Raw genomic sequence first — 19,387 nt, forward strand, 5'->3', positions numbered from 1 at the left:
TGAATGATGGAACAGAAATTACATACACCTGAGGGAGTCAGGGATATTTACAATACAGAATGCAAAAAGAAACTCGTGACCCAGGAGAAGCTCTTGGATGTGCTGCACGGCTATGGCTATCAGGACATCCAGACACCGACTTTCGAATATTTTGACGTATTTAGAAAAGAGATCGGAACGATTTCTTCCAGGGAGCTTTATAAATTTTTTGACAGAGAAGGGAATACCCTGGCACTGCGCCCGGATATTACACCTTCTGTGGCCAGAGCAGCGGCGACCCTCTTTGAGGGAGAAGATTTTCCGATTCGGTTATGTTATGTAGGCAATACCTTCATCAACCATTCCAGTTATCAGGGACGCCTCAAGGAGAACACGCAGATGGGGGCCGAGTTGATCGGCGAGGATTCCCTGGAGGCGGATGTGGAGATGCTCGCCATGGTCGTGGACGGGCTCAAACGAGTCGGCCTGGAAGAATTTCAGGTCAATATCGGACATGTAGACTTTATACAGAGCCTGATGGATGCTGCAGGACTGGATGATGAGAGCAAGGCAGAGGTCCACCATCTGATTACCAATCGGAACTATTTTGGTGTGGAAGAAATACTGGACAACCAGGAGGTGGAGGACCACATCAAAGCGGCGTTCCAGGTGTTACCAGAATTGATGGGCGGGGTGGAAATCCTGGATCAGGCCTTGGAGGCAGCTCCTACGATCAGTGCTAAGTTGGCGATCACCCATTTAAAACAGATGCATGAGCTGCTCACGCTTTACGGGGTGGAGGACCATATCAGTTTCGATTTGAGCATGAGCGGAAGCTATGGATATTATACGGGAGTTATTTTCCGTGCTTATACATATGGAACAGGAGATGCAATCGTACGTGGAGGACGCTACAATCAGCTTCTGGAGAAATTCGGAAAGAATACCCCTTCTATCGGATTCGCAATTATCGTGGATGAGCTGATGAATGCCCTGAGCCGTCAGAAAATTGCGGTGGAGGTCACTCATACCCACCTGATCGTATATACAGAAGCGACCCAGAAATGGGCCATCTCCCTGGCAAAGAATTTCCGTGGGAAAGGAAAATGTGTAGAGATGCATAAACGCGGCGAAGAAGACGAGAAGGCTTCCTATCTGGAGTACGGAAAGCGGACTCAGGCCGTGAGCATGCTGTATCTCAAGGAGGACTTAACGATCGAGATGGTCAACCTAAGGACAGGGGAAGAAAAGCTGATCAATGCTGGAAAGAGAAAATAGAGGATGCAGAGTATGAGATATTTAACATTTGCCCTGACAAAAGGGCGTCTGGCTAGCAAGACATTGGAGATGTTGGAAAAATTGGGAATTACCTGTGAGGAAATGAAGGATAAGAATTCCCGGAAACTGATTTTTGTAAATGAGGAACTGAAGCTGAAATTTTTCCTGGCAAAAGGACCGGATGTGCCGACTTATGTAGAATATGGCGCAGCAGATATTGGTGTGGTCGGAAAAGATACGATCGTCGAGGAAGGACGCAAGGTGCATGAAGTCCTGGACTTAGGCTTCGGGAAGTGCCGGATGTGTGTCTGCGGCCATGAGGATGCGGCAGAACTGTTAAGGCACCATGAGTTGATTCGTGTAGCGACCAAATATCCGAACATCGCGAAGGATTATTTTTATAATAAGAAGCATCAGACTGTAGAGATCATTAAGATGAACGGCTCCATAGAGCTGGCTCCGATCGTGGGACTCTCCGAGGTCATCGTAGACATCGTGGAGACCGGCTCTACCCTTAAGGAAAATGGGCTGGTCGTATTGGAGGAGGTCTGCCCGCTCTCTGCGCGTATGATCGTCAATCCGGTAAGTATGCGGATGGAGAATGACAGAATCAGGGAATTGATCATGAACCTGAGAAAATTACTACAGGAGGAAGAATAATGCGGATAGAGAAGTTGGATGAAAGTACAAAAAAGAATCTTCTGGATGATCTTTTGAAGCGCAGCCCGAATAACTATGGGCAGTATGAGGCGAGCGTCCGTGGGATTCTGGATGAAGTCAAGGAAAAAGGGGATGCGGCCGTATTTGCCTATACAGAGAAGTTCGATGGGGCAAAGGTGGATGCAGACACGATTCTTGTAACACAGGAGGAGATTCAGGAGGCCTATGCGCAGGTCGAGGATTCCCTGTTGGAGATTATTCGGAAATCTTTAAAGAATATTGAGGCATATCATGCAAAACAGATGCAGTACAGTTGGTTTGACAGCAAGCCGGACGGAACGCTCCTGGGACAGAAGGTGACGGCTCTTAAGCGGGTCGGTGTTTATGTGCCGGGAGGCAAGGCGGTCTATCCATCCTCTGTATTAATGAATATTATGCCTGCGAAAGTGGCCGGGGTGGAAGAGATTATCATGACGACTCCGCCAGGGAAAGACGGGAAGGTCAATCCGACCACACTGGTTGCCGCAAAAGAGGCCGGGGCGACAGCAGTCTATAAAGTAGGCGGGGCGCAGGCAATCGCGGCTCTGGCTTATGGTACGCAGAGCATCCCGAAGGTGGATAAGATCGTAGGACCAGGCAATATCTATGTTGCCCTTGCCAAGAAGGCGGTGTATGGCCATGTCAGCATTGACTCCATAGCAGGGCCGAGTGAAATTCTTGTATTAGCCGATGAGACGGCCAATCCTAGATTCGTTGCAGCCGACCTTCTTTCCCAGGCAGAGCATGATGAGCTGGCGTCAGCCATTCTTGTCACGACGAGCGAGGAGCTGGCTAAGAAAGTATCTGAGCAGGTCGATGCATTTGTAAAGGAGCTCTCCAGAGGAGAGATTATCCAGAAGTCTCTGGATAATTATGGACATATCCTGGTCGCAGAGACGATGGAGGATGCGATTGATGCGGCGAATGAGATTGCTTCTGAACATTTGGAGATTGTAACAAAAGACCCTTATGAGGTCATGATGAAGATTCGCAATGCGGGCGCTATTTTTATCGGAGAATATTCCAGTGAACCGTTGGGCGACTATTTTGCGGGACCGAATCACGTCCTTCCGACCAATGGGACGGCGAAGTTTTTCTCCCCATTATCTGTGGATGATTTTATTAAGAAATCCAGTATCATTGCTTATTCAAAAGAAGCACTTGAGGCAGTGCATCAGGACATTGAGAGATTTGCAGAGGCGGAACAATTGACCGCCCATGCCAATTCGATCAAAGTTCGGTTTGAGAAGGCAGAATAGAACAGGTAGTTAGAGTGACAAAAGACAGGAGGTATGTATGATGGACAGAACAGGCAGTTGTATGCGGAAGACGAAGGAAACAGAGATTACTCTGACCATCAATCTGGATGGAAGAGGAAAGAATCAGATTGATACAGGAATCGCCTTTTTTGATCACATGCTGGATGGCTTTGCAAGACACGGGCTGTTCGATCTGGAAGTAAAAGTAAAAGGGGACCTGGATGTAGACTGCCATCATACAGTCGAGGATACGGGTATCGTACTCGGTCAGGCAATCGCCAATGCATTGGGGGATAAGGCCGGAATCAAGAGATACGGTTATTTCATGCTCCCGATGGATGAGACGCTGGCATTGAGTGCCATAGACCTTTCCGGAAGGCCGTATCTAAAGTACAGTGCTCCTTTTACGGTTGAACGTCTTGGCGGCCTGGATACGGAGATGATCAGAGAATTCTTCTATGCCGTGTCTTACAGCGCAGCAATGAACCTTCATTTAAAGATTATGGAGGAAGGAAACAACCACCATATGGCGGAGGCATTGTTTAAGGCATTTGGAAAAGCACTGGATATGGCGACAATGGAGGAGCCGAGAATGAAAGAGGTGTGGTCCACGAAGGGCAGCCTTTAAAGGAGAGATGATAAATGAGCTATAAGAGATTGACTCCCTGCATTCTGATCGATGGAGGGAAAGCTGTAAAATGGTTTGATGATAGAGAAGTCATTGCGGAGGATGTAGTTACCCTCGCAAAACAATATGGGGAGATGGGGGCAGATGAATTGATCATCTTTGATCTGTCCAACTCCGATGAGGAGCATGAGGAGGCAATTGACCTGATGAAGAAAATCAACCGGGTCATCAGCATCCCGATGGTAGCCGGTGGTAATATCCGCAGACAGGAGGATGTCAAAAAGATCCTGTATGCTGGTGCAAAGAGGGCCATGCTGAATTTTTCCAAGCATTTGTCCATTGAGCTGATCGAGGAAGTGTCCAAGCGTTTTGGAAAAGAGCGGATTGCAGTATCACTCAATGATTTTGATGCGCTGTTCAAGCAGCAGCATTTGATTGAAGAGTACAGTACTGAGATTATTTTCATGCATAGACTGGATCTGAATTCTGTTATGAATGTGACGCAGATTCCTTGTGTTGTAGTCACAGACACCATGGAGCAGGAGGAGATATTGAAGATCCTGAAATGTGATGGAGTAAAGGGCGTTTCCGGTATGTTCATCAGTCAGAAGGATATGGATTTCAATTATTTTAAGGATATCTGTACGGCAGAAGGAATTAAGATGACCTCTTTTGAAAGTATGATGGATTTCTCAGAGTTCAAGCTGAATTCAGACGGACTCCTTCCGGTCATCGTACAGGATTACAAGACCAATGAAGTTCTGATGATGGCTTATATGAATGAGGAAGCATTTGAACATACAGTGAAGTCCGGCAGGATGACTTATTATAGCAGGAGCAGGAAAGAGCAGTGGGTCAAGGGAGAGACTTCCGGGCACTTCCAGTACGTGAAGACATTGACCATTGACTGCGATAAAGATACTCTTCTTGCAAAGGTAGAGCAGGTGGGTGCGGCCTGCCACACAGGAAACCATACCTGCTTTTTCCAGCCGATTGTAGGAAGCGATTATGATGCGAAGAACCCACTCCAGGTATTTGAGTCCGTATATGCGACCATTATGGACCGGAAACAGAATCCAAAGGAGGGCTCTTACACGAATTATCTGTTTGATAAGGGAATCGATAAGATTCTTAAGAAGGTCGGAGAAGAGGCGACAGAGATTGTCATTGCCGCAAAGAATCCGAACCCGGAAGAAATTAAATATGAGATGTCAGATTTCTTGTATCATGCCATGGTGCTGATGGTAGAACGTGGAATTACATGGGAAGATATCACGAACGAACTGGCGGATCGATAGTTCTAGCGAACCCTAAAAGGGCATATGATATGTTAAGCGTATCATATGCCCTTTTTAGAACCAAAGGAGGTACATCGTATGAACGATTCAGAAGCCCGGCGCCGTGAACTCTTGCGCCAGACAAAGAAGTTATATAATGAGGATTCTTTCATCCCGGCAGTCCATCCTAGGTATGGCAATATTTATCATGACCTTTATGAGGATGGAACTACACAGCAGTCAAAGGGAAGTTTTTTCTTCCGGCTGTCCCTTGGAATCCTATGCTTTATCTGCTATGTCTGGGTAGATTATGGAAAAATCAATGTGGCGAACGTAAGCAGTGACCAGATCGTGAACCAGATTGAGAAGCAGATGGATATGAAAGATATAGAAGCGGTCTGGAAGAGCCTTTAGAGATTGTCTTCCATGACCATATCTTCAATTGCATTTCCAGGCGGGACGATCGGCAGGACGTTTGCTTCTCTGTCAATGATGAATTCGATAACGGTGGGAACCGTCGGCGTATTTTTAGCGGTGGTGAGGGCTGCCTTGATCTGCGATTCATCTGTAACCCGGATTCCTTTGGCCCCATAGCTTTTAGCCAGCCTGATAAAGTCGGGAGTATATTCAGGACAGCTTTTGTTAGGTCTGTTACAATCGAGGGAGCAGCTCTTGCGGAAGCGCATACAGGTACTGGAATAGCGCCTGTAAAAAAACATTTCCTGCCACTGGCGTACATTTCCCAGATATCCATTATTCAAAATACAGATCGTGACGGGCAGTTCGTAGACAATCGCGGTCGCCAGTTCTTGGATATTCATCTGTATTCCTCCATCGCCGGAAATGACAAGCACATCCTTCTGCGGATTTCCAATTTTGGCACCGATGGCGGCAGGCAGGCCATACCCCATTGTGCCCAGACCGCCGGAGGTCAGCAGAAGCTTCTGTCTGCTCCCATCAAGATTTAGAAATTGGGTTGCCCATAGCTGGTTCTGTCCGACATCTGTTGTAATAATAGCATCATCAAAAATCTGGTTGATCTGTTTCATGATTTTCTCAGGAGTAAGTCCCTGGGTTTTCATGGAAATCGGATATTGCTCCTGCATTTTTCGTATTTTTTCAATCCATTCACCGATAGCAAGGGGATGTACCATTTCAATGATGACAGGCAGGGCCTCCTTTGCATCTGCAACAATGGGAATATCCGCAGCAATATTCCGTGAGATAGAAGCAGGCTCAATATCAATGTGGATTACCGTGGCCTGGGAGGCAAATTGCTCCGTTTTCCCTGTAATACGGTCATTAAATCGCGTGCCGATGGAGAAGAGGACATCGCATTGACTGATGGCTGTATTAGCAGCATAGGAACCATGGATGCCAAGATTTCCGACATAAAGGCTGTGTGTGCTGGGGATTGCACCTTTGCCCATGATCGTGGTAATGACAGGTATCCCGGTTTTTTCTGCCAAGGTGAGCATTTCCTTTTGTGCATGGCAGATATTGATCCCGCCTCCAATAAGAAAAACAGGTCTTTGCGCTTGCATTAAGGTTTTCACAGCCTTCTGAATCTGTTCCATACAGAGAGAAGGGGATGGTATATAAGTTCTGCGACCTGCCGCTACATAAACATCATCTCCATATGCTCTTTGAATATCCTTTGGAAGATCAATGACCACCACTCCTGGTTTGCCAGAGCGGGCAATATGAAAGGCATTTTTTATGATTCTGCCCAAATCGTTCCGGTCACGGACTGTAACCGCATATTTGCAGATACTGGAGGTGATACCTACAATGTCCACCTCCTGAAAAGCATCCTTTCCAATTAATGCAGTCGGTACTTGACCCGTAAAACAGACAAGAGGGACACTGTCATAATTGGCAGTTGCAATTCCTGTGACCAGGTTTGTTGCCCCAGGGCCACTGGTGACCAGACAGACACCAGTCTTTCCTGTAGAACGGGCATAGCCGTCAGCGGCGTGGACTAATCCCTGTTCATGCCGGGGCAGGATGACGTTGATTGCTTCCTCACCATATAGAGCATCAAAAAGATCAATTGCCTGTCCGCCTGGATAAGCGAATAGTGTATCGACATGTTCCTCCTTAAGAGCCTTTACGAAAAGCTCTGCACCACTCATTTTCATAATTTCCTCCTTACATGCAAGCACTTACTTGCATTGATTTTATAAGAAATGGCACTGCTTATACAGTACCATCTGACAGCCCTTTCACAAAAATGTCTACACTACTTTTGATGAAATCCAAACGGGTTACTTTTGATAGATTTTGATGGAAAGATGCACTTAAAAATGTATATCCGAACGTGGATGAAAAAATCTGCATTGCCAGGCTCTCATAATCAGGGTGACTGATTTTTCCGCGCCGGTCCATTTCATGGAAATATTCTATCAGCGAATCCAGGAAGGCCTGTGGAATCTTCATAATCAAAGAGGCAGTCTCTTCATATAACTGCGGCGCCCGAAGACCAATCGAAAGATTCACAAAGTCTGGGGTGATCCTGTCCATATAGGCATTCATATACATCTCCAAATCAGACCGGAGATTCCAGGTCACGTTCTGAAAAATCTCAGGGGTTACATCTGCCCGCCACTTTTCCTGTTCCATACCGTGCAATACGATATCCTTTTTATTTTTAAATTTTCGAAATAAGGTACACTCATTGACACCGGCCAAATGCGCGATATCTTTCGTTGTTGTTGCCACATAGCCCTTGTCGCGGATCAAGGACATCGTTGCATCAACGATTTTCTGGCTTGTATCGTCCAAATTAACATCCTCCATGCAAGTGATTACTTTCATTTTATGCACTTAGAAGATACTTGTCAAGGAAAAGTTTAAGCTTCCCTTTTATGCTTGAAGTTCTCATAGGAAATGTTATATAATATGTAGGATTGTATATGACCGATAGGTCTGCAAAGAAAGTAAACACTCATGCAGGTTGGAAAGACAGCTTATTAACTTCAGAAAGGCCTTCGGAATTTGCTGAATATACAGAAAGCGAAAGGAATCATATGAGAAAACTAGCTTTAAGTGATGAAATATTATTAAGTATTGAAAAACCGGCCCGTTACATTGGGAATGAGTTCAATTCGGTGATGAAAGATAAGGATAAGGTGGAAGTTCGCTTTGCCATGGCTTTCCCGGACGTGTACGAGATCGGTATGTCGCATCTTGGAATCCAGATTTTATATGATATGTTCAACCGTCGTGAGGATGTCTGGTGCGAGAGGGTATATTCCCCTTGGGTAGATCTGGATAAGGTGATGAGAGAGCAGAAGATTCCTCTCTTTGCCCTGGAATCGCAGGAGGCGGTCCGGGCGTTTGATTTTCTTGGAATCACCATCCAATATGAGATGTGTTATACAAATATTCTTCAGCTTTTGGACCTGTCACAGATTCCAATGTATGCAAAGAATCGGACCTGGGAGGATCCAATCGTGATCGGAGGTGGGCCATGTACTTATAACCCAGAGCCTTTGGCAGAATTCTTTGATATCTTTTATATTGGGGAAGGGGAGAAGGTCTATGATGAGCTTCTTGACCTTTATAAATCAAGCCGGGCAAAAGGCGTAAGCAGAGAGGAATTCCTCCTCAAGGCCGCTAACATTGAGGGGCTTTATGTACCGATGTTCTATGAACCGAAGTATCATGAGGACGGCACTTTAAAGTCTTTTGGACCAGTCCGGGAGGGAGTTCCCTCTACTATTAAGAAACAAATCGTAAAGGATGTGACGAATGCCGTTTATCCAGAAGCACCTGTAGTGCCTTTTATTAAGGCGACACAGGACCGAGTCGTTTTAGAAATACAAAGAGGCTGTATCCGTGGGTGCAGGTTCTGCCAGGCGGGAATGTTGTATCGTCCGACAAGAGAACGAGATGTTGAGACCTTGAAGGAATATGCAAAGACTATGCTGAAGAATACGGGGCATGAAGAGATATCCCTAAGCTCCTTAAGTTCTAGTGATTACTCTCAACTGAAAGAGCTGGTAGACTTTTTGATCAAGGAATTTAAGGGGGAGGGAATTAACATTTCTCTGCCTTCTCTGCGAATCGATGCGTTTTCTCTGGATGTGATGAGCCAGGTGCAGGATATCCGCAAGAGCAGTCTGACCTTCGCACCGGAAGCAGGTTCACAGCGTCTGCGGGATGTCATTAATAAAGGCTTGACAGAGGAAATCATCCTTGAGGGTGCAGGACAGGCCTTCGAGGGCGGCTGGTCTAAGGTGAAATTGTATTTCATGCTGGGACTTCCTACGGAGACCGAGGAGGATATGAAGGACATCGCGAGGCTTGCCGATAAGATTGCAAGAAGATATTATGAAATTCCGAAGGAAGAACGACATGGAAAATGCCAGATCACAGCAAGTTCCTCCTTTTTTGTACCGAAACCTTTTACCCCTTTCCAATGGGCATCCATGTATACATGTGAGGAATATATCCGCCGCGCCTGCATTGTGAAGCATGAATTCCAGGAACAACTGAATAGAAAAAGTCTGAAATATAACTGGCATGAAGCAGATGTCACGGTATTGGAAGGTGTGTTTGCCCGCGGAGACAGAAGAGTTGGAAAAGTAATTGAAGAAGCCTACAGGTTAGGCTGTCTCTACGATGCATGGACAGAGACCTTCCACAACGAACCATGGATGGAGGCATTCGCCAATACAGGAGTAGATATCGAATTCTACACGACCCGCAAGAGAGAATTGGACGAGCTGCTTCCTTGGGATTTTATTGATATTGGGGTCAGTAAGAATTTCCTCAAACGAGAATGGGAGAGAGCGATGGAAGGGACCGTGACGCCGAACTGCAGAGTTCAGTGTTCTGGCTGCGGTGCCGCACAATTTGGAGGAGGTGTCTGTTATGAAGGTAAGAATTAAATTCAGAAAATATGGTGCATTAAAATTTATCGGACATCTTGATGTAATGCGTTTCTTTCAGAAGGCTATGAGACGGGCAGAGATACCGATAGCCTTTACGGGAGGGTATAGTCCTCATATGATTATGTCTTTTGCTAATCCACTTGGAATCGGTCTCACAAGCGATGGAGAATATTTTGATATTGAGTTAAAAGAGCCGATTTCCAGTGAGGCTGCTGTGCGGCAGTTGAACCAGGTCATGGTGGAGGGAATCGAGGTATTAAGCTTCCGCCAGATCGCGGAGGAAAAGAAGATGACAGGCATGGCAATCGTTGCCGCCGCCGATTACCGGACGACTCTGGTCAAAGGCGAATTTCCGGAAAACTGGCTGGATAGAGCTAAGGAGTTCATTGCACAGCCTGAAATCCGTATCATGAAGCAGACAAAGCGCAGTGAGAAGGAAGTAGATATCAAACCGATGATATATCAGTTCAGACCGGTGGAGGAAAATGGAGGACAGATCACCTTCTATATGCAGGTGGCATCCGGGAGTGTTGAGAATCTGAAACCAGGACTTGTCATGGAGGCTCTTTGCGGGTATATGGGAATCAATCCAGAAGAGGTCTCTTTTGCCTGTCACCGTCTGGAAATGTATGCAGATACAGGTGTAGATGGAACACGTCAATTGGTCAGCCTGGAGAATCTGGGAACAGAGATACCCCAAACGCCTGAAAAAGGTACCCAATGTACACAGATGTCGGGAACAGAAACGGAGATGGAACCAGCATGATTTCACGGAAGATCCTTATGATGGAAGAGGACAGCAAAATTTGGATGTTTCTTATGGAAGATGATGAGATTGTAGAAATCCATTGTGAACCTGCAGATACAAGCCGAACCACCCGCCATGTCCTGGGGAATATATATGTTGGAAAAGTAAAGAATATTGTAGCTAATATTGGGGCCGCTTTCATTGAAATTGAGAGCGGCGTCGAATGCTACTATGATATGAGCCAGGCTGCAAATGCTGTATTCACGCATAAAATTGGGAAAAAACCGCTTTGCATTGGAGATGAACTGGTCGTTCAGATCAGCAAGGAGGCGGTGAAGACCAAAGTCCCCACGGTAAGCAGTAATCTAAGCTTTACAGGGCGGTATGCAATCCTGACCACAGGAAACACCCGGATAGGGACATCTGGAAAGCTGCCTAAGTCAGTCCGGGAAGACTTAAAGGAACGTTTAAAACCGCTGAAAAATGAAGAATACGGACTGATCATCCGCACAAATGCAAAAGATGCGGATTTTTCTGCTGTTCTTAAGGAAATCAAAGAATTAGAAGAAAATTACTATGAACTTCGTAAGAATGCAGGTACGAGAACCTGTTTTTCATGTCTTCTGCAGGCACCTCCTGCATATATTACGGATTTGAAAAACGTGTATACTGAAGGATTGACAGAGATTGTGATAGAAGGTCAAAAGCTTTATGAGCAGGTTCGGGATTACTATGAGAAGGAACAGCCGGAAGATCTGGATAAGCTCAGGTGTTACACCAATGCTGACCTTCCCCTTTCTAAGCTGTACAGTACCAAAACGGTGCTAGACCGCGCTTTGGGGCAGAGAGTATGGCTGAAGAACGGTGCTTATCTTGTAATCCAGTATACTGAAGCTCTGACGGTGATCGATGTCAACTCCGGCAAATGTATTGCAAAGAAAAATCCAACGGATACTTATCTTAAAATCAACCTTGAGGCCGCAAAGGAGGTTGCAAAACAGATGCGTCTTCGCAATCTGTCTGGAATTGTAATCGTAGATTTTATCAATCTGGACGATGAAGAGGCCGAAAAGGAATTATTAAAAGCACTGCGCCAGTTCCTTGCGAAAGATCCTATTCAGTCTACCCTGGTGGATGTGACAGGACTGCAGTTAGTTGAACTGACACGGAAAAAGGTGCGCAGACCTTTACATGAAAGCTTGGCAGAGTAGCAGCATTACTCTGCCAAAAGCTTATATTTTTTGTTTATTTTATATTGTATACAATAATACAATTTATGTTATTACATGTGGTTTAATCAGAGAAATAGAAAAGATAGAGAAGAAATATTGTATATATGTATACAATGTAAAAAACGCTATTATTTCTCTGTGGGAAGTAATGGAAAACAGAAAAAATATATTGTATAATTGTATACATCATGAATTATGTGTTATTTCTGTGTTATAATTGCTTCTGACAGATGATATTTCACATAGGAATTCTATAATATCTATCGTAAAAGTAAAGAAAGTCCTTTGGGTAAAGAGTGAAGGATGCGAAATTCAAAAGGAATTCAAAAAAAGAAAGGATATCTAGTACAATGGAATATATTCCGGCAAAGACGATTATTACACGTTCCAAGAGACCAGAGTATTGGTTTGGAACGGAGTATAATATGAATATATATAAAGGATGCTGCCATGGATGTATATATTGTGACAGTCGTTCGAATTGTTATGGTGTGGAGGCGTTCGATACAGTGCGGGCAAAAGAAAATGCATTGGAGATTATTCGGGACGAGCTGCGCAGAAAGACCAAACGCGGAGTGATTGCAACAGGAGCAATGAGCGACCCGTATAATCCTTTTGAGGAAAAGCTGCTTCTGACTCGTCATGCGCTGGAACTATGCAATGCATTTGAATTTGGGGTTGCGATTGCAACAAAAAGCACACTTTTAGAGCGGGATATCGATGTACTGTGTGATATCAAGGAGCATTCTCCCGTTTTATGTAAAGTCACAATTACTACCTGCGACGATTCTCTTGCCAAGAAGCTGGAGCCGGGCGTGAATCCATCATCTGAGCGTTTTGAATTAATCCGAAAGCTTTCCAAAAAGGGGATTTATACAGGAATCCTTTTGATGCCCGTGCTTCCATATATCGAGGATAGCGACGAAAATATACGAGGAATCATCCATGAGGCGAAAGAGGCGGGAGCTAGATTTATTTACCCTGCATTTGGTGTCACATTACGGGAAAACCAGAGGGAATGGTATTATGAAAAACTAAATCAAATATTCCCGGGAGAAGGACTTGTTGAAAAATATCAGAAGAGATTTGGAACGATGTATGAATGCAGAAGTCAAAGGGCCAGGCAGCTTTGGAAGATGTTCTCAGAAGAATGTCAGAAGGCAGGAATCCTTTATAATATGAAGGATATCATCTCAAGCTATAAACGTCCCTATCAAATAGAGCAGCTCAGCCTGTTTGATTGATTTGAAAATGCTTAGACTTTACACTGGAAAAGAATCAAGGAGGAGAACCATATGAGTAAAAAGGAGTTAAAAACGAATGCAATGCGTATCCTCGACCGGATGAAAATTCCTTATGAATATGAGACTTATGAATGTGAACAGTTCATCGATGGGATTACGGTCGCAGACAAGGCAGGCTTACCCCATGAAGAGGTGTATAAGACACTTGTCACAACAGGGAAAAGCGGTGGACATTATGTATTTGTAATTCCAATCGAGGCAGAGCTGGATTTAAAGAAAGCGGCAAAAGCAGTAGGAGAGAAGTCGCTTGAAATGCTTCCGGTAAGAGAAATCACAACTGTGACTGGATATGTCAGGGGCGGCTGTACGGCGGTGGGAATGAAAAAAGCTTTTCCTACTATTATAAATGAAACGGCACAGTGTTTGGAATACATGTATGTCAGTGGCGGGAAACTGGGGATGCAGTTAAAGCTTGAACCGGAGGGGTTGAAAAAAGCATCCAATGCAGAGTATGCAGATGTCATTTTCTGATGAGATAAGGAAACAGGGATATCCGGTACTTCCTGGTTTTTATGCAGACAGAAGATAGCAAATTTGCAGAAATGCATATTGATAAGAAAAATATCCTATTAAAAATGCAGGATTTCTTGTCGAAAAGTGCAAAAAAATCAAGAATAAGAGATTTACAAGCAGTTGCCAGTGAGGTATAATAATGTACCGAGAACGCATAAAAACAAAAAAGGGATTCCCCTTTATTAGGAATATTGGAGGAAAGAGGAATGAAAAAAGTAGTAAAATTTGGCGGAAGTTCTTTGGCAAGTGCTGAACAGTTCAAAAAGGTCGGGGAAATCATACGCTCTGACGCATCCAGAAGATATGTAGTGCCGTCCGCACCGGGAAAGCGGTTTTCTAATGATACGAAAGTGACGGACATGCTTTATAGCTGTTACGGTGCAGCAATCAAAGAAAAGAATTTTACAGATCTGCTTTCTGATATCCATGACAGATATAAAGAAATCATCAAAGGATTAGATCTGACTCTTTCCCTGGATAAAGATTTTGAAGTGATCCGGGAGAATTTCGGTAAAAAGGCCGGCAGAGATTATGCAGCATCAAGAGGTGAATATTTAAACGGTAAGATCATGGCAGCATATTTAGGCTTCACATTCGTAGATGCTGCCGAGGTGATCCGCTTCAATGAGGATGGATCATTCAATGATGAACTGACCAACAAGCTTCTTGCAGAGCGGCTTGAGAAAGAGGAATACGCAGTAATCCCCGGGTTTTATGGTGCAAAAGAAAATGGGAGCGTTGTGACATTCTCAAGAGGCGGCTCTGATGTGACAGGATCCCTGGTGGCACTGGCAGTGTCTGCTGACTTATACGAGAACTGGACAGATGTTTCTGGGTTCCTGATTGCAGACCCGCGTATCGTAAAGAATCCGAAGTCCATCGAGACGATTACATACAGAGAGCTGCGGGAGCTTTCCTATATGGGGGCAAGTGTGCTTCATGAGGATGCTATTTTCCCGGTCAGAAAAGCAGGAATCCCGATCAATATCCGCAATACGAACGCACCACAGGATAAAGGAACATTGATCGTAGAAGGCACCTGCAGACAGCCGAAATATACGATCACCGGAATCGCTGGGACGGATGGGTTTGCTTCTATTACAGTGGAGAAAGCCATGATGAACTCTGAGATTGGCTTTTGCCGTAAGGTATTGCAGGTATTCGAGGAGAATGAGGTCTCTATCGAGCATATGCCGTCCGGGATTGATACGATGACGATTTTTGTCCATAAAGACGAGTTCGAGGAAAAGGAACAACAGGTCCTCGCAGGAATCCATAAGGCGGTCGATCCAGACCACATCGAACTGGAGTCTGATCTGGCACTAATCGCTATTGTAGGACGCGGCATGAGGGCGACCCGCGGAACAGCTGGAAGAATCTTTTCGGCACTGGCACATGCCCATATCAATGTCAAGATGATCGACCAGGGCTCAAGCGAGCTCAATATCATTGTCGGCGTCAGACATGATGATTTTAAGAATGCGATCCGCGCATTATACGAGATTTTTGTTTTGACACAAATATAAAAGAGGAAGGTATTTAACTGATTATGAACATTTTGTTCTTCTTAAAACCGAAGATTGAGGTAGCTTACATATATGATGACTGTACACTGCGTCAGGTCCTGGAGACCATGGAATATCACAAATATGCGTCTATCCCGATGCTGAATAGGGAGGGCGAGTTTGTCGGAACAATCACAGAGGGAGATTTGCTCTGGGGAATCAAAGATTATAAAGACTTGAATCTCAAAGGAGCAGAGAATATCTTTATCCGTGATTTCCCGCGCAAAGCGAAATTCGACGTTGTTGCTGCTGACGCGGATATGGAGGACCTTGTAAAAAAGGCGATGAACCAGAACTTTGTTCCGGTGGTGGATGATCAGAATAAATTTATCGGAATCATTACACGCCGCAGTATCATTGAATACTGCTATGATAAGCTGAATGACTGTGACAAATAATAAAAAGAGGCTTTAAGGACATGATTGATTTTCATACACATATCTTTCCTGACAAAATTGCAGGAAAGACATTGGATTTTTTGAGCGCCAGATGTAAGACGGTTCCTTTTACAAATGGAACAGCAGAAGGTTTAAGGGAGTCTGCCAGGAATTCCGGCGTAGATGTATCGATAGCGCTTCCAGTGGTGACGAATCCCGGGCAATTCGAAAGTATCAACCGGTTTGCGGCACAATTTCTGGAAGGGGAGATTCTCTCTTTTGGAGGAATCCACCCGGAGAGCGGGGACTATAAGCGGGAATTAAAAGAACTAAAGAATATGGGCTTTCGCGGGATTAAACTGCATCCGGCCTACCAGGAGACCTTCTTCAACGATATCCGCTATAAACGGATCATCTCCTACGCATCAGAACTCGGATTTATCATATCGGTCCACGGCGGTTTTGACCCGGGATATCCTGACTGCATTTATGCGACTCCGCAGATGTCCGCAGAGGTCATTGACGAAGTGAGGCCGGAGAAATTGATTATTGCACATATGGGCGGATTCTATTGCTGGGACGATGTGGAGCGCTATCTGGTGGGCAGGGATGTTTACCTGGACACGGCGGTAGTATTCGGGAAGATCGACGATGCTCAGTTCGTTCGTATTACCCGTGGACATGGAGTCGAGAAAATCCTGTTCGCAACGGACTCTCCGTGGTCCGGTCAGGCAGAGTCGGCAGAGCATTTTGGCCGCCTCCCATTTAACGAAGATGAAAAGCGTAAAATTCTTGACGAAAATGCAAGAAAACTATTGACTTTATAAAAATCCGTGTGCTATACTACAACGGTATGCCGCACAATGAGGTTTTGAAGTCCTGCCGTCAGGCGGGCACCGTAATTGGCGAGTAATGATAATAGGAGGTGCCATATGTACGCAATTATAGCAACAGGTGGTAAACAGTACAAAGTAGCCGAAGGCGATATCATTAAAGTAGAAAAACTTGGGGTAGAAGCTGGAGAGACTTATACATTTGACCAGGTACTTGCAGTGAACAACGACAAACTTGTTGTTGGGAACCCAACAGTAGAAGGTGCAACAGTTACAGCTTCTGTAATTGGCGACGGCAAAGGTAAAAAGGTTGTCGTTTACAAGTATAAGAGAAAAACTGGATACCATAAGAAGAATGGTCACAGACAGCAGTATACTGCAGTTAAGATTGACAAGATCAATGCTTAATCCGGTGACGAGATGATTCAGGTAACCATTTATAAAACCGAGAAGCATGAATATGTAGGTTTTGATGCACAGGGACATGCTGAATATGCAGATGCAGGCATGGACATTGTTTGTGCAGCAGCCTCCGCATTGATTATCAACACGATCAACGCCATCGAACGTTATACGGACGATGAGACATCTGTCGTGACGGATGATACGGAAGATGCACAGGGATTGATTCAGTTTCGGTTTGTCAATCAACCTACACATGATGCCGAACTGCTGTTGAAGACTATGATCCTTGGTCTAGAGGAGATAGAGGACGACGGCGACTACGAACCATATATTGATATTATCTTCGAGGAGGTGTAATAACCATGATGAAATTGAACCTTCAGTATTTCGCTCATAAAAAAGGTGTTGGTTCTACTAAGAACGGACGTGACTCTGAGTCTAAGAGATTAGGCGCTAAGAGAGCTGACGGACAGTTTGTAAAAGCTGGTAACATCCTTTACAGACAGCGTGGAACAAGAATTCATCCAGGCGTGAACGTAGGACGCGGCGGTGATGATACACTGTTTGCTTTAGTAGACGGTGTTGTTAGATACGAGAGAAAAGGAAGAGATAAGAAACAGGTTTCTATCTATCCGGTAGCTGAATAAGCGTATATGCACATACGGCCTCAGACCTAACAGTCTGAGGCTTGTTTTATCTTATGGGAATTATTCATAGTAAAAATGGACATGTTATGATATAATAAGAAAGATTCTGAAAACTGGAAAATAAAGTAAAAGAAAGAAAAGGATATAGATATTATGTTTGCAGACAGAGCTAAGATAATGATTAGGTCCGGCAAAGGCGGAGACGGGCACTGCAGCTTTCGAAGAGAACTGTATGTTCCCAACGGCGGGCCGGATGGCGGAGACGGCGGCAGAGGCGGAGACCTGATTTTTGAGGTGGATAAAGGCCTGAATACACTGGTCGATTACAGACACAAGAGAAAATATGCGGCCTCAGATGGCGAGGAGGGCGGCAAGAGACGCTGCCATGGAAAAGATGGCAGTGACCTGGTTCTAAGAGTGCCAGAGGGAACTGTCATTAAGGAAGCAAAGACCGGTAAGGTCATTGCAGATATGTCTGGTGACAATCAACGCCAGATTGTATTAAAAGGCGGTAAAGGCGGCCTTGGGAATCAGCATTTCGCGACCTCCACGATGCAGGTACCGAAGTATGCACAGCCAGGACAGCCTGCGATGGAGCTGGAGGTGACACTGGAGCTGAAAGTGATCGCAGATGTGGGGCTGATTGGTTTTCCAAATGTCGGGAAGTCTACACTGCTCTCAAGGGTGACGAATGCAGATCCGAAGATTGCCAATTATCATTTCACCACATTGAATCCGAATCTCGGAGTCGTGGACCTGGAGGGGGCAAAGGGATTCGTCATGGCTGACATCCCGGGATTGATTGAAGGAGCTTCAGAGGGAGTTGGATTGGGACATGAGTTCTTACGCCATATAGAACGTACAAAGATGATGATTCATGTGGTCGATGCGGCTGGTTCCGAGGGACGTGATCCGGTGGAGGATATCTACAAGATCAACGCGGAGCTTAAGGCTTATAATTCAGAGATCGCCAAGAGGCCGCAGGTCATTGCTGCTAATAAGACGGACCTGATCTATAGTCAGGATGAAGATCCGGTGGAGAGACTTAAGGCAGAGTTTGAGCCAAAGGGAATCAAGGTATTTTCCATTTCTGGTGTTTCAGGACAGGGAATCAATGAGCTGCTTTATTATGTCAGCGAACAGCTTGAACATCTGGATTCAGAGCCGATTGTCTTTGAGCAGGAGTATTTCCCTGAGGACGAGCTGATTTATGAGGATCTTCCTTACACCGTAGAGAAGGAAGGAGATCTTTACGTGGTGGAAGGGCCGAAGATCGAGAAGATGCTCGGATACACCAACCTGGATTCAGAGAAGGGCTTTGCTTTCTTCCAGAAGTTCTTAAAGGATACGGGAATCCTGGAGGAATTAGAACAGGCAGGTATCGAAGAAGGCGATACTGTCAAGATGTATGGTTTACAGTTTGATTATTATAAATAGGAGATAAATGAAAGATGACAACAAAACAGAGAGCATATTTAAAGAGTCTTGCTATGACAATGGACCCGATTTTCCAGATTGGAAAATCCAGTATGACACCGGGGCTGACAAAGGCAATTGCAGAGGCATTGGATGCAAGAGAACTGATTAAGATCAGTGTTCTTCAGAACTGCGGTGATGATCCGAGAGAGCTGGCGGAGATGGTGGCCGAGAGGACACGTTCCCAGGTCGTACAGGTGATCGGCAAGAAGATCGTATTATATAAAGAAGGAAAGGACGATAAGAAGAAAATTGTCCTTCCATAGGGG

At 45.0% G+C, this 19,387-nt stretch carries 22 protein-coding genes; 20 read left to right on the forward strand and 2 right to left on the reverse strand.

What is annotated here, in order from left to right:
* Nucleotides 1–6: 6 nt before the first annotated feature.
* The 6 genes from hisZ to HGO97_RS13055 all read left to right on the forward strand — a co-directional run bounded on the left by hisZ (nucleotide 7) and on the right by HGO97_RS13055 (nucleotide 5,534).
* The gene (hisZ, locus tag HGO97_RS13030) at nucleotides 7–1,257 is read left to right on the forward strand and encodes an ATP phosphoribosyltransferase regulatory subunit (RefSeq protein WP_216242588.1); all 1,251 of its coding nucleotides are present in this window, start codon (nucleotides 7–9) and stop codon (nucleotides 1,255–1,257) included.
* A 12-nt stretch (nucleotides 1,258–1,269) separates the two neighbouring features.
* Nucleotides 1,270–1,917, forward strand: a complete 648-nt coding sequence (hisG, locus tag HGO97_RS13035) for an ATP phosphoribosyltransferase (protein ID WP_216242344.1) — start codon at nucleotides 1,270–1,272, stop codon at nucleotides 1,915–1,917.
* Nucleotides 1,917–3,215 (forward strand): histidinol dehydrogenase, encoded by a 1,299-nt coding sequence (hisD, locus tag HGO97_RS13040; RefSeq protein WP_216242346.1) that lies wholly within the window; start codon nucleotides 1,917–1,919, stop codon nucleotides 3,213–3,215. Before hisG ends, hisD begins: the two co-directional genes overlap by 1 nt.
* 37 nt (nucleotides 3,216–3,252) lie before the next feature.
* Nucleotides 3,253–3,843, forward strand: coding sequence for an imidazoleglycerol-phosphate dehydratase HisB (gene hisB / locus HGO97_RS13045; RefSeq protein ID WP_216242348.1), 591 nt, complete (start codon nucleotides 3,253–3,255; stop codon nucleotides 3,841–3,843).
* Nucleotides 3,844–3,857: 14 nt separating this feature from the next.
* A complete protein-coding gene (gene hisIE, locus HGO97_RS13050; protein ID WP_216242350.1) occupies nucleotides 3,858–5,141 on the forward strand; it encodes a bifunctional phosphoribosyl-AMP cyclohydrolase/phosphoribosyl-ATP diphosphatase HisIE in 1,284 nt (427 codons plus the stop codon).
* A 78-nt stretch (nucleotides 5,142–5,219) separates the two neighbouring features.
* Complete coding sequence (locus tag HGO97_RS13055; RefSeq protein ID WP_216242352.1) at nucleotides 5,220–5,534, forward strand: hypothetical protein; 315 nt, start codon at nucleotides 5,220–5,222, stop codon at nucleotides 5,532–5,534.
* Here HGO97_RS13055 and ilvB read toward each other — a convergent pair.
* Both ilvB and HGO97_RS13065 read right to left on the reverse strand, forming a co-directional pair.
* Nucleotides 5,531–7,261: a biosynthetic-type acetolactate synthase large subunit gene (gene ilvB, locus HGO97_RS13060; RefSeq protein ID WP_216242354.1), complete on the reverse strand. Its 1,731-nt coding sequence runs from the start codon at nucleotides 7,259–7,261 to the stop codon at nucleotides 5,531–5,533. The genes HGO97_RS13055 and ilvB overlap by 4 nt on opposite strands.
* 58 nt (nucleotides 7,262–7,319) lie before the next feature.
* Nucleotides 7,320–7,904: a TetR/AcrR family transcriptional regulator gene (locus tag HGO97_RS13065; protein WP_216242356.1), complete on the reverse strand. Its 585-nt coding sequence runs from the start codon at nucleotides 7,902–7,904 to the stop codon at nucleotides 7,320–7,322.
* Between the two features lie 245 nt (nucleotides 7,905–8,149).
* Between HGO97_RS13065 and HGO97_RS13070 the strand changes: the two genes are divergently transcribed.
* The 14 genes from HGO97_RS13070 to yhbY all read left to right on the forward strand — a co-directional run bounded on the left by HGO97_RS13070 (nucleotide 8,150) and on the right by yhbY (nucleotide 19,384).
* Nucleotides 8,150–10,015: a TIGR03960 family B12-binding radical SAM protein gene (locus HGO97_RS13070; RefSeq protein WP_216242365.1), complete on the forward strand. Its 1,866-nt coding sequence runs from the start codon at nucleotides 8,150–8,152 to the stop codon at nucleotides 10,013–10,015.
* On the forward strand, nucleotides 9,999–10,784 hold the full coding sequence (locus tag HGO97_RS13075; RefSeq protein ID WP_216242368.1) for a TIGR03936 family radical SAM-associated protein: 786 nt from the start codon (nucleotides 9,999–10,001) through the stop codon (nucleotides 10,782–10,784). The genes HGO97_RS13070 and HGO97_RS13075 overlap by 17 nt, the downstream gene beginning before the upstream one ends.
* Nucleotides 10,784–11,977, forward strand: a complete 1,194-nt coding sequence (locus tag HGO97_RS13080) for a ribonuclease E/G (RefSeq protein ID WP_216242590.1) — start codon at nucleotides 10,784–10,786, stop codon at nucleotides 11,975–11,977. The genes HGO97_RS13075 and HGO97_RS13080 overlap by 1 nt, the downstream gene beginning before the upstream one ends.
* A 371-nt stretch (nucleotides 11,978–12,348) precedes the next feature.
* On the forward strand, nucleotides 12,349–13,242 hold the full coding sequence (locus HGO97_RS13085; RefSeq protein ID WP_216242377.1) for an SPL family radical SAM protein: 894 nt from the start codon (nucleotides 12,349–12,351) through the stop codon (nucleotides 13,240–13,242).
* A 51-nt stretch (nucleotides 13,243–13,293) separates the two neighbouring features.
* Complete coding sequence (ybaK, locus tag HGO97_RS13090; RefSeq protein WP_216242379.1) at nucleotides 13,294–13,773, forward strand: Cys-tRNA(Pro) deacylase; 480 nt, start codon at nucleotides 13,294–13,296, stop codon at nucleotides 13,771–13,773.
* A gap of 41 nt (nucleotides 13,774–13,814) precedes the next feature.
* The gene (locus HGO97_RS13095) at nucleotides 13,815–13,952 is read left to right on the forward strand and encodes a hypothetical protein (RefSeq protein ID WP_216242381.1); all 138 of its coding nucleotides are present in this window, start codon (nucleotides 13,815–13,817) and stop codon (nucleotides 13,950–13,952) included.
* A gap of 69 nt (nucleotides 13,953–14,021) precedes the next feature.
* Nucleotides 14,022–15,341: an aspartate kinase gene (locus HGO97_RS13100; protein ID WP_216242384.1), complete on the forward strand. Its 1,320-nt coding sequence runs from the start codon at nucleotides 14,022–14,024 to the stop codon at nucleotides 15,339–15,341.
* 23 nt (nucleotides 15,342–15,364) lie between these two features.
* A complete protein-coding gene (locus HGO97_RS13105; RefSeq protein WP_216242386.1) occupies nucleotides 15,365–15,778 on the forward strand; it encodes a CBS domain-containing protein in 414 nt (137 codons plus the stop codon).
* Nucleotides 15,779–15,798: 20 nt separating this feature from the next.
* Nucleotides 15,799–16,584, forward strand: a complete 786-nt coding sequence (locus tag HGO97_RS13110) for an amidohydrolase family protein (protein WP_216242388.1) — start codon at nucleotides 15,799–15,801, stop codon at nucleotides 16,582–16,584.
* 105 nt (nucleotides 16,585–16,689) lie between these two features.
* A complete protein-coding gene (rplU, locus tag HGO97_RS13115) occupies nucleotides 16,690–16,998 on the forward strand; it encodes a 50S ribosomal protein L21 (protein WP_216242389.1) in 309 nt (102 codons plus the stop codon).
* A gap of 12 nt (nucleotides 16,999–17,010) precedes the next feature.
* On the forward strand, nucleotides 17,011–17,352 hold the full coding sequence (locus HGO97_RS13120; RefSeq protein WP_216242391.1) for a ribosomal-processing cysteine protease Prp: 342 nt from the start codon (nucleotides 17,011–17,013) through the stop codon (nucleotides 17,350–17,352).
* 5 nt (nucleotides 17,353–17,357) lie between these two features.
* On the forward strand, nucleotides 17,358–17,642 hold the full coding sequence (gene rpmA / locus HGO97_RS13125) for a 50S ribosomal protein L27 (protein WP_216242393.1): 285 nt from the start codon (nucleotides 17,358–17,360) through the stop codon (nucleotides 17,640–17,642).
* 153 nt (nucleotides 17,643–17,795) lie between these two features.
* Complete coding sequence (obgE, locus tag HGO97_RS13130; protein WP_216242396.1) at nucleotides 17,796–19,079, forward strand: GTPase ObgE; 1,284 nt, start codon at nucleotides 17,796–17,798, stop codon at nucleotides 19,077–19,079.
* Between the two features lie 14 nt (nucleotides 19,080–19,093).
* Nucleotides 19,094–19,384 (forward strand): ribosome assembly RNA-binding protein YhbY, encoded by a 291-nt coding sequence (yhbY, locus tag HGO97_RS13135; RefSeq protein WP_216242405.1) that lies wholly within the window; start codon nucleotides 19,094–19,096, stop codon nucleotides 19,382–19,384.
* Nucleotides 19,385–19,387 lie beyond the last annotated feature (3 nt).

Source organism: Faecalicatena faecalis, from assembly GCF_012524165.2.
Lineage (GTDB): Bacteria > Bacillota > Clostridia > Lachnospirales > Lachnospiraceae > Faecalicatena_A > Faecalicatena_A faecalis.

Bases quoted from the DNA above. Each gene is read 5' to 3' on its own strand.
- HGO97_RS13055 (WP_216242352.1), top strand. From the start codon at position 5,220: ATGAACGATTCAGAAGCCCGGCGCCGTGAACTCTTGCGCCAGACAAAG.
- hisD (WP_216242346.1), top strand. From the start codon at position 1,917: ATGCGGATAGAGAAGTTGGATGAAAGTACAAAAAAGAATCTTCTGGAT.
- hisG (WP_216242344.1), top strand. From the start codon at position 1,270: ATGAGATATTTAACATTTGCCCTGACAAAAGGGCGTCTGGCTAGCAAG.
- yhbY (WP_216242405.1), top strand. From the start codon at position 19,094: ATGACAACAAAACAGAGAGCATATTTAAAGAGTCTTGCTATGACAATG.
- hisB (WP_216242348.1), top strand. From the start codon at position 3,253: ATGATGGACAGAACAGGCAGTTGTATGCGGAAGACGAAGGAAACAGAG.
- HGO97_RS13095 (WP_216242381.1), top strand. From the start codon at position 13,815: ATGCAGACAGAAGATAGCAAATTTGCAGAAATGCATATTGATAAGAAA.
- hisZ (WP_216242588.1), top strand. From the start codon at position 7: ATGGAACAGAAATTACATACACCTGAGGGAGTCAGGGATATTTACAAT.
- ilvB (WP_216242354.1), bottom strand. From the start codon at position 7,261: ATGAAAATGAGTGGTGCAGAGCTTTTCGTAAAGGCTCTTAAGGAGGAA.
- hisIE (WP_216242350.1), top strand. From the start codon at position 3,858: ATGAGCTATAAGAGATTGACTCCCTGCATTCTGATCGATGGAGGGAAA.
- HGO97_RS13085 (WP_216242377.1), top strand. From the start codon at position 12,349: ATGGAATATATTCCGGCAAAGACGATTATTACACGTTCCAAGAGACCA.
- ybaK (WP_216242379.1), top strand. From the start codon at position 13,294: ATGAGTAAAAAGGAGTTAAAAACGAATGCAATGCGTATCCTCGACCGG.
- HGO97_RS13070 (WP_216242365.1), top strand. From the start codon at position 8,150: ATGAGAAAACTAGCTTTAAGTGATGAAATATTATTAAGTATTGAAAAA.
- obgE (WP_216242396.1), top strand. From the start codon at position 17,796: ATGTTTGCAGACAGAGCTAAGATAATGATTAGGTCCGGCAAAGGCGGA.
- rplU (WP_216242389.1), top strand. From the start codon at position 16,690: ATGTACGCAATTATAGCAACAGGTGGTAAACAGTACAAAGTAGCCGAA.
- HGO97_RS13105 (WP_216242386.1), top strand. From the start codon at position 15,365: ATGAACATTTTGTTCTTCTTAAAACCGAAGATTGAGGTAGCTTACATA.
- rpmA (WP_216242393.1), top strand. From the start codon at position 17,358: ATGATGAAATTGAACCTTCAGTATTTCGCTCATAAAAAAGGTGTTGGT.
- HGO97_RS13110 (WP_216242388.1), top strand. From the start codon at position 15,799: ATGATTGATTTTCATACACATATCTTTCCTGACAAAATTGCAGGAAAG.
- HGO97_RS13120 (WP_216242391.1), top strand. From the start codon at position 17,011: ATGATTCAGGTAACCATTTATAAAACCGAGAAGCATGAATATGTAGGT.
- HGO97_RS13075 (WP_216242368.1), top strand. From the start codon at position 9,999: ATGAAGGTAAGAATTAAATTCAGAAAATATGGTGCATTAAAATTTATC.
- HGO97_RS13100 (WP_216242384.1), top strand. From the start codon at position 14,022: ATGAAAAAAGTAGTAAAATTTGGCGGAAGTTCTTTGGCAAGTGCTGAA.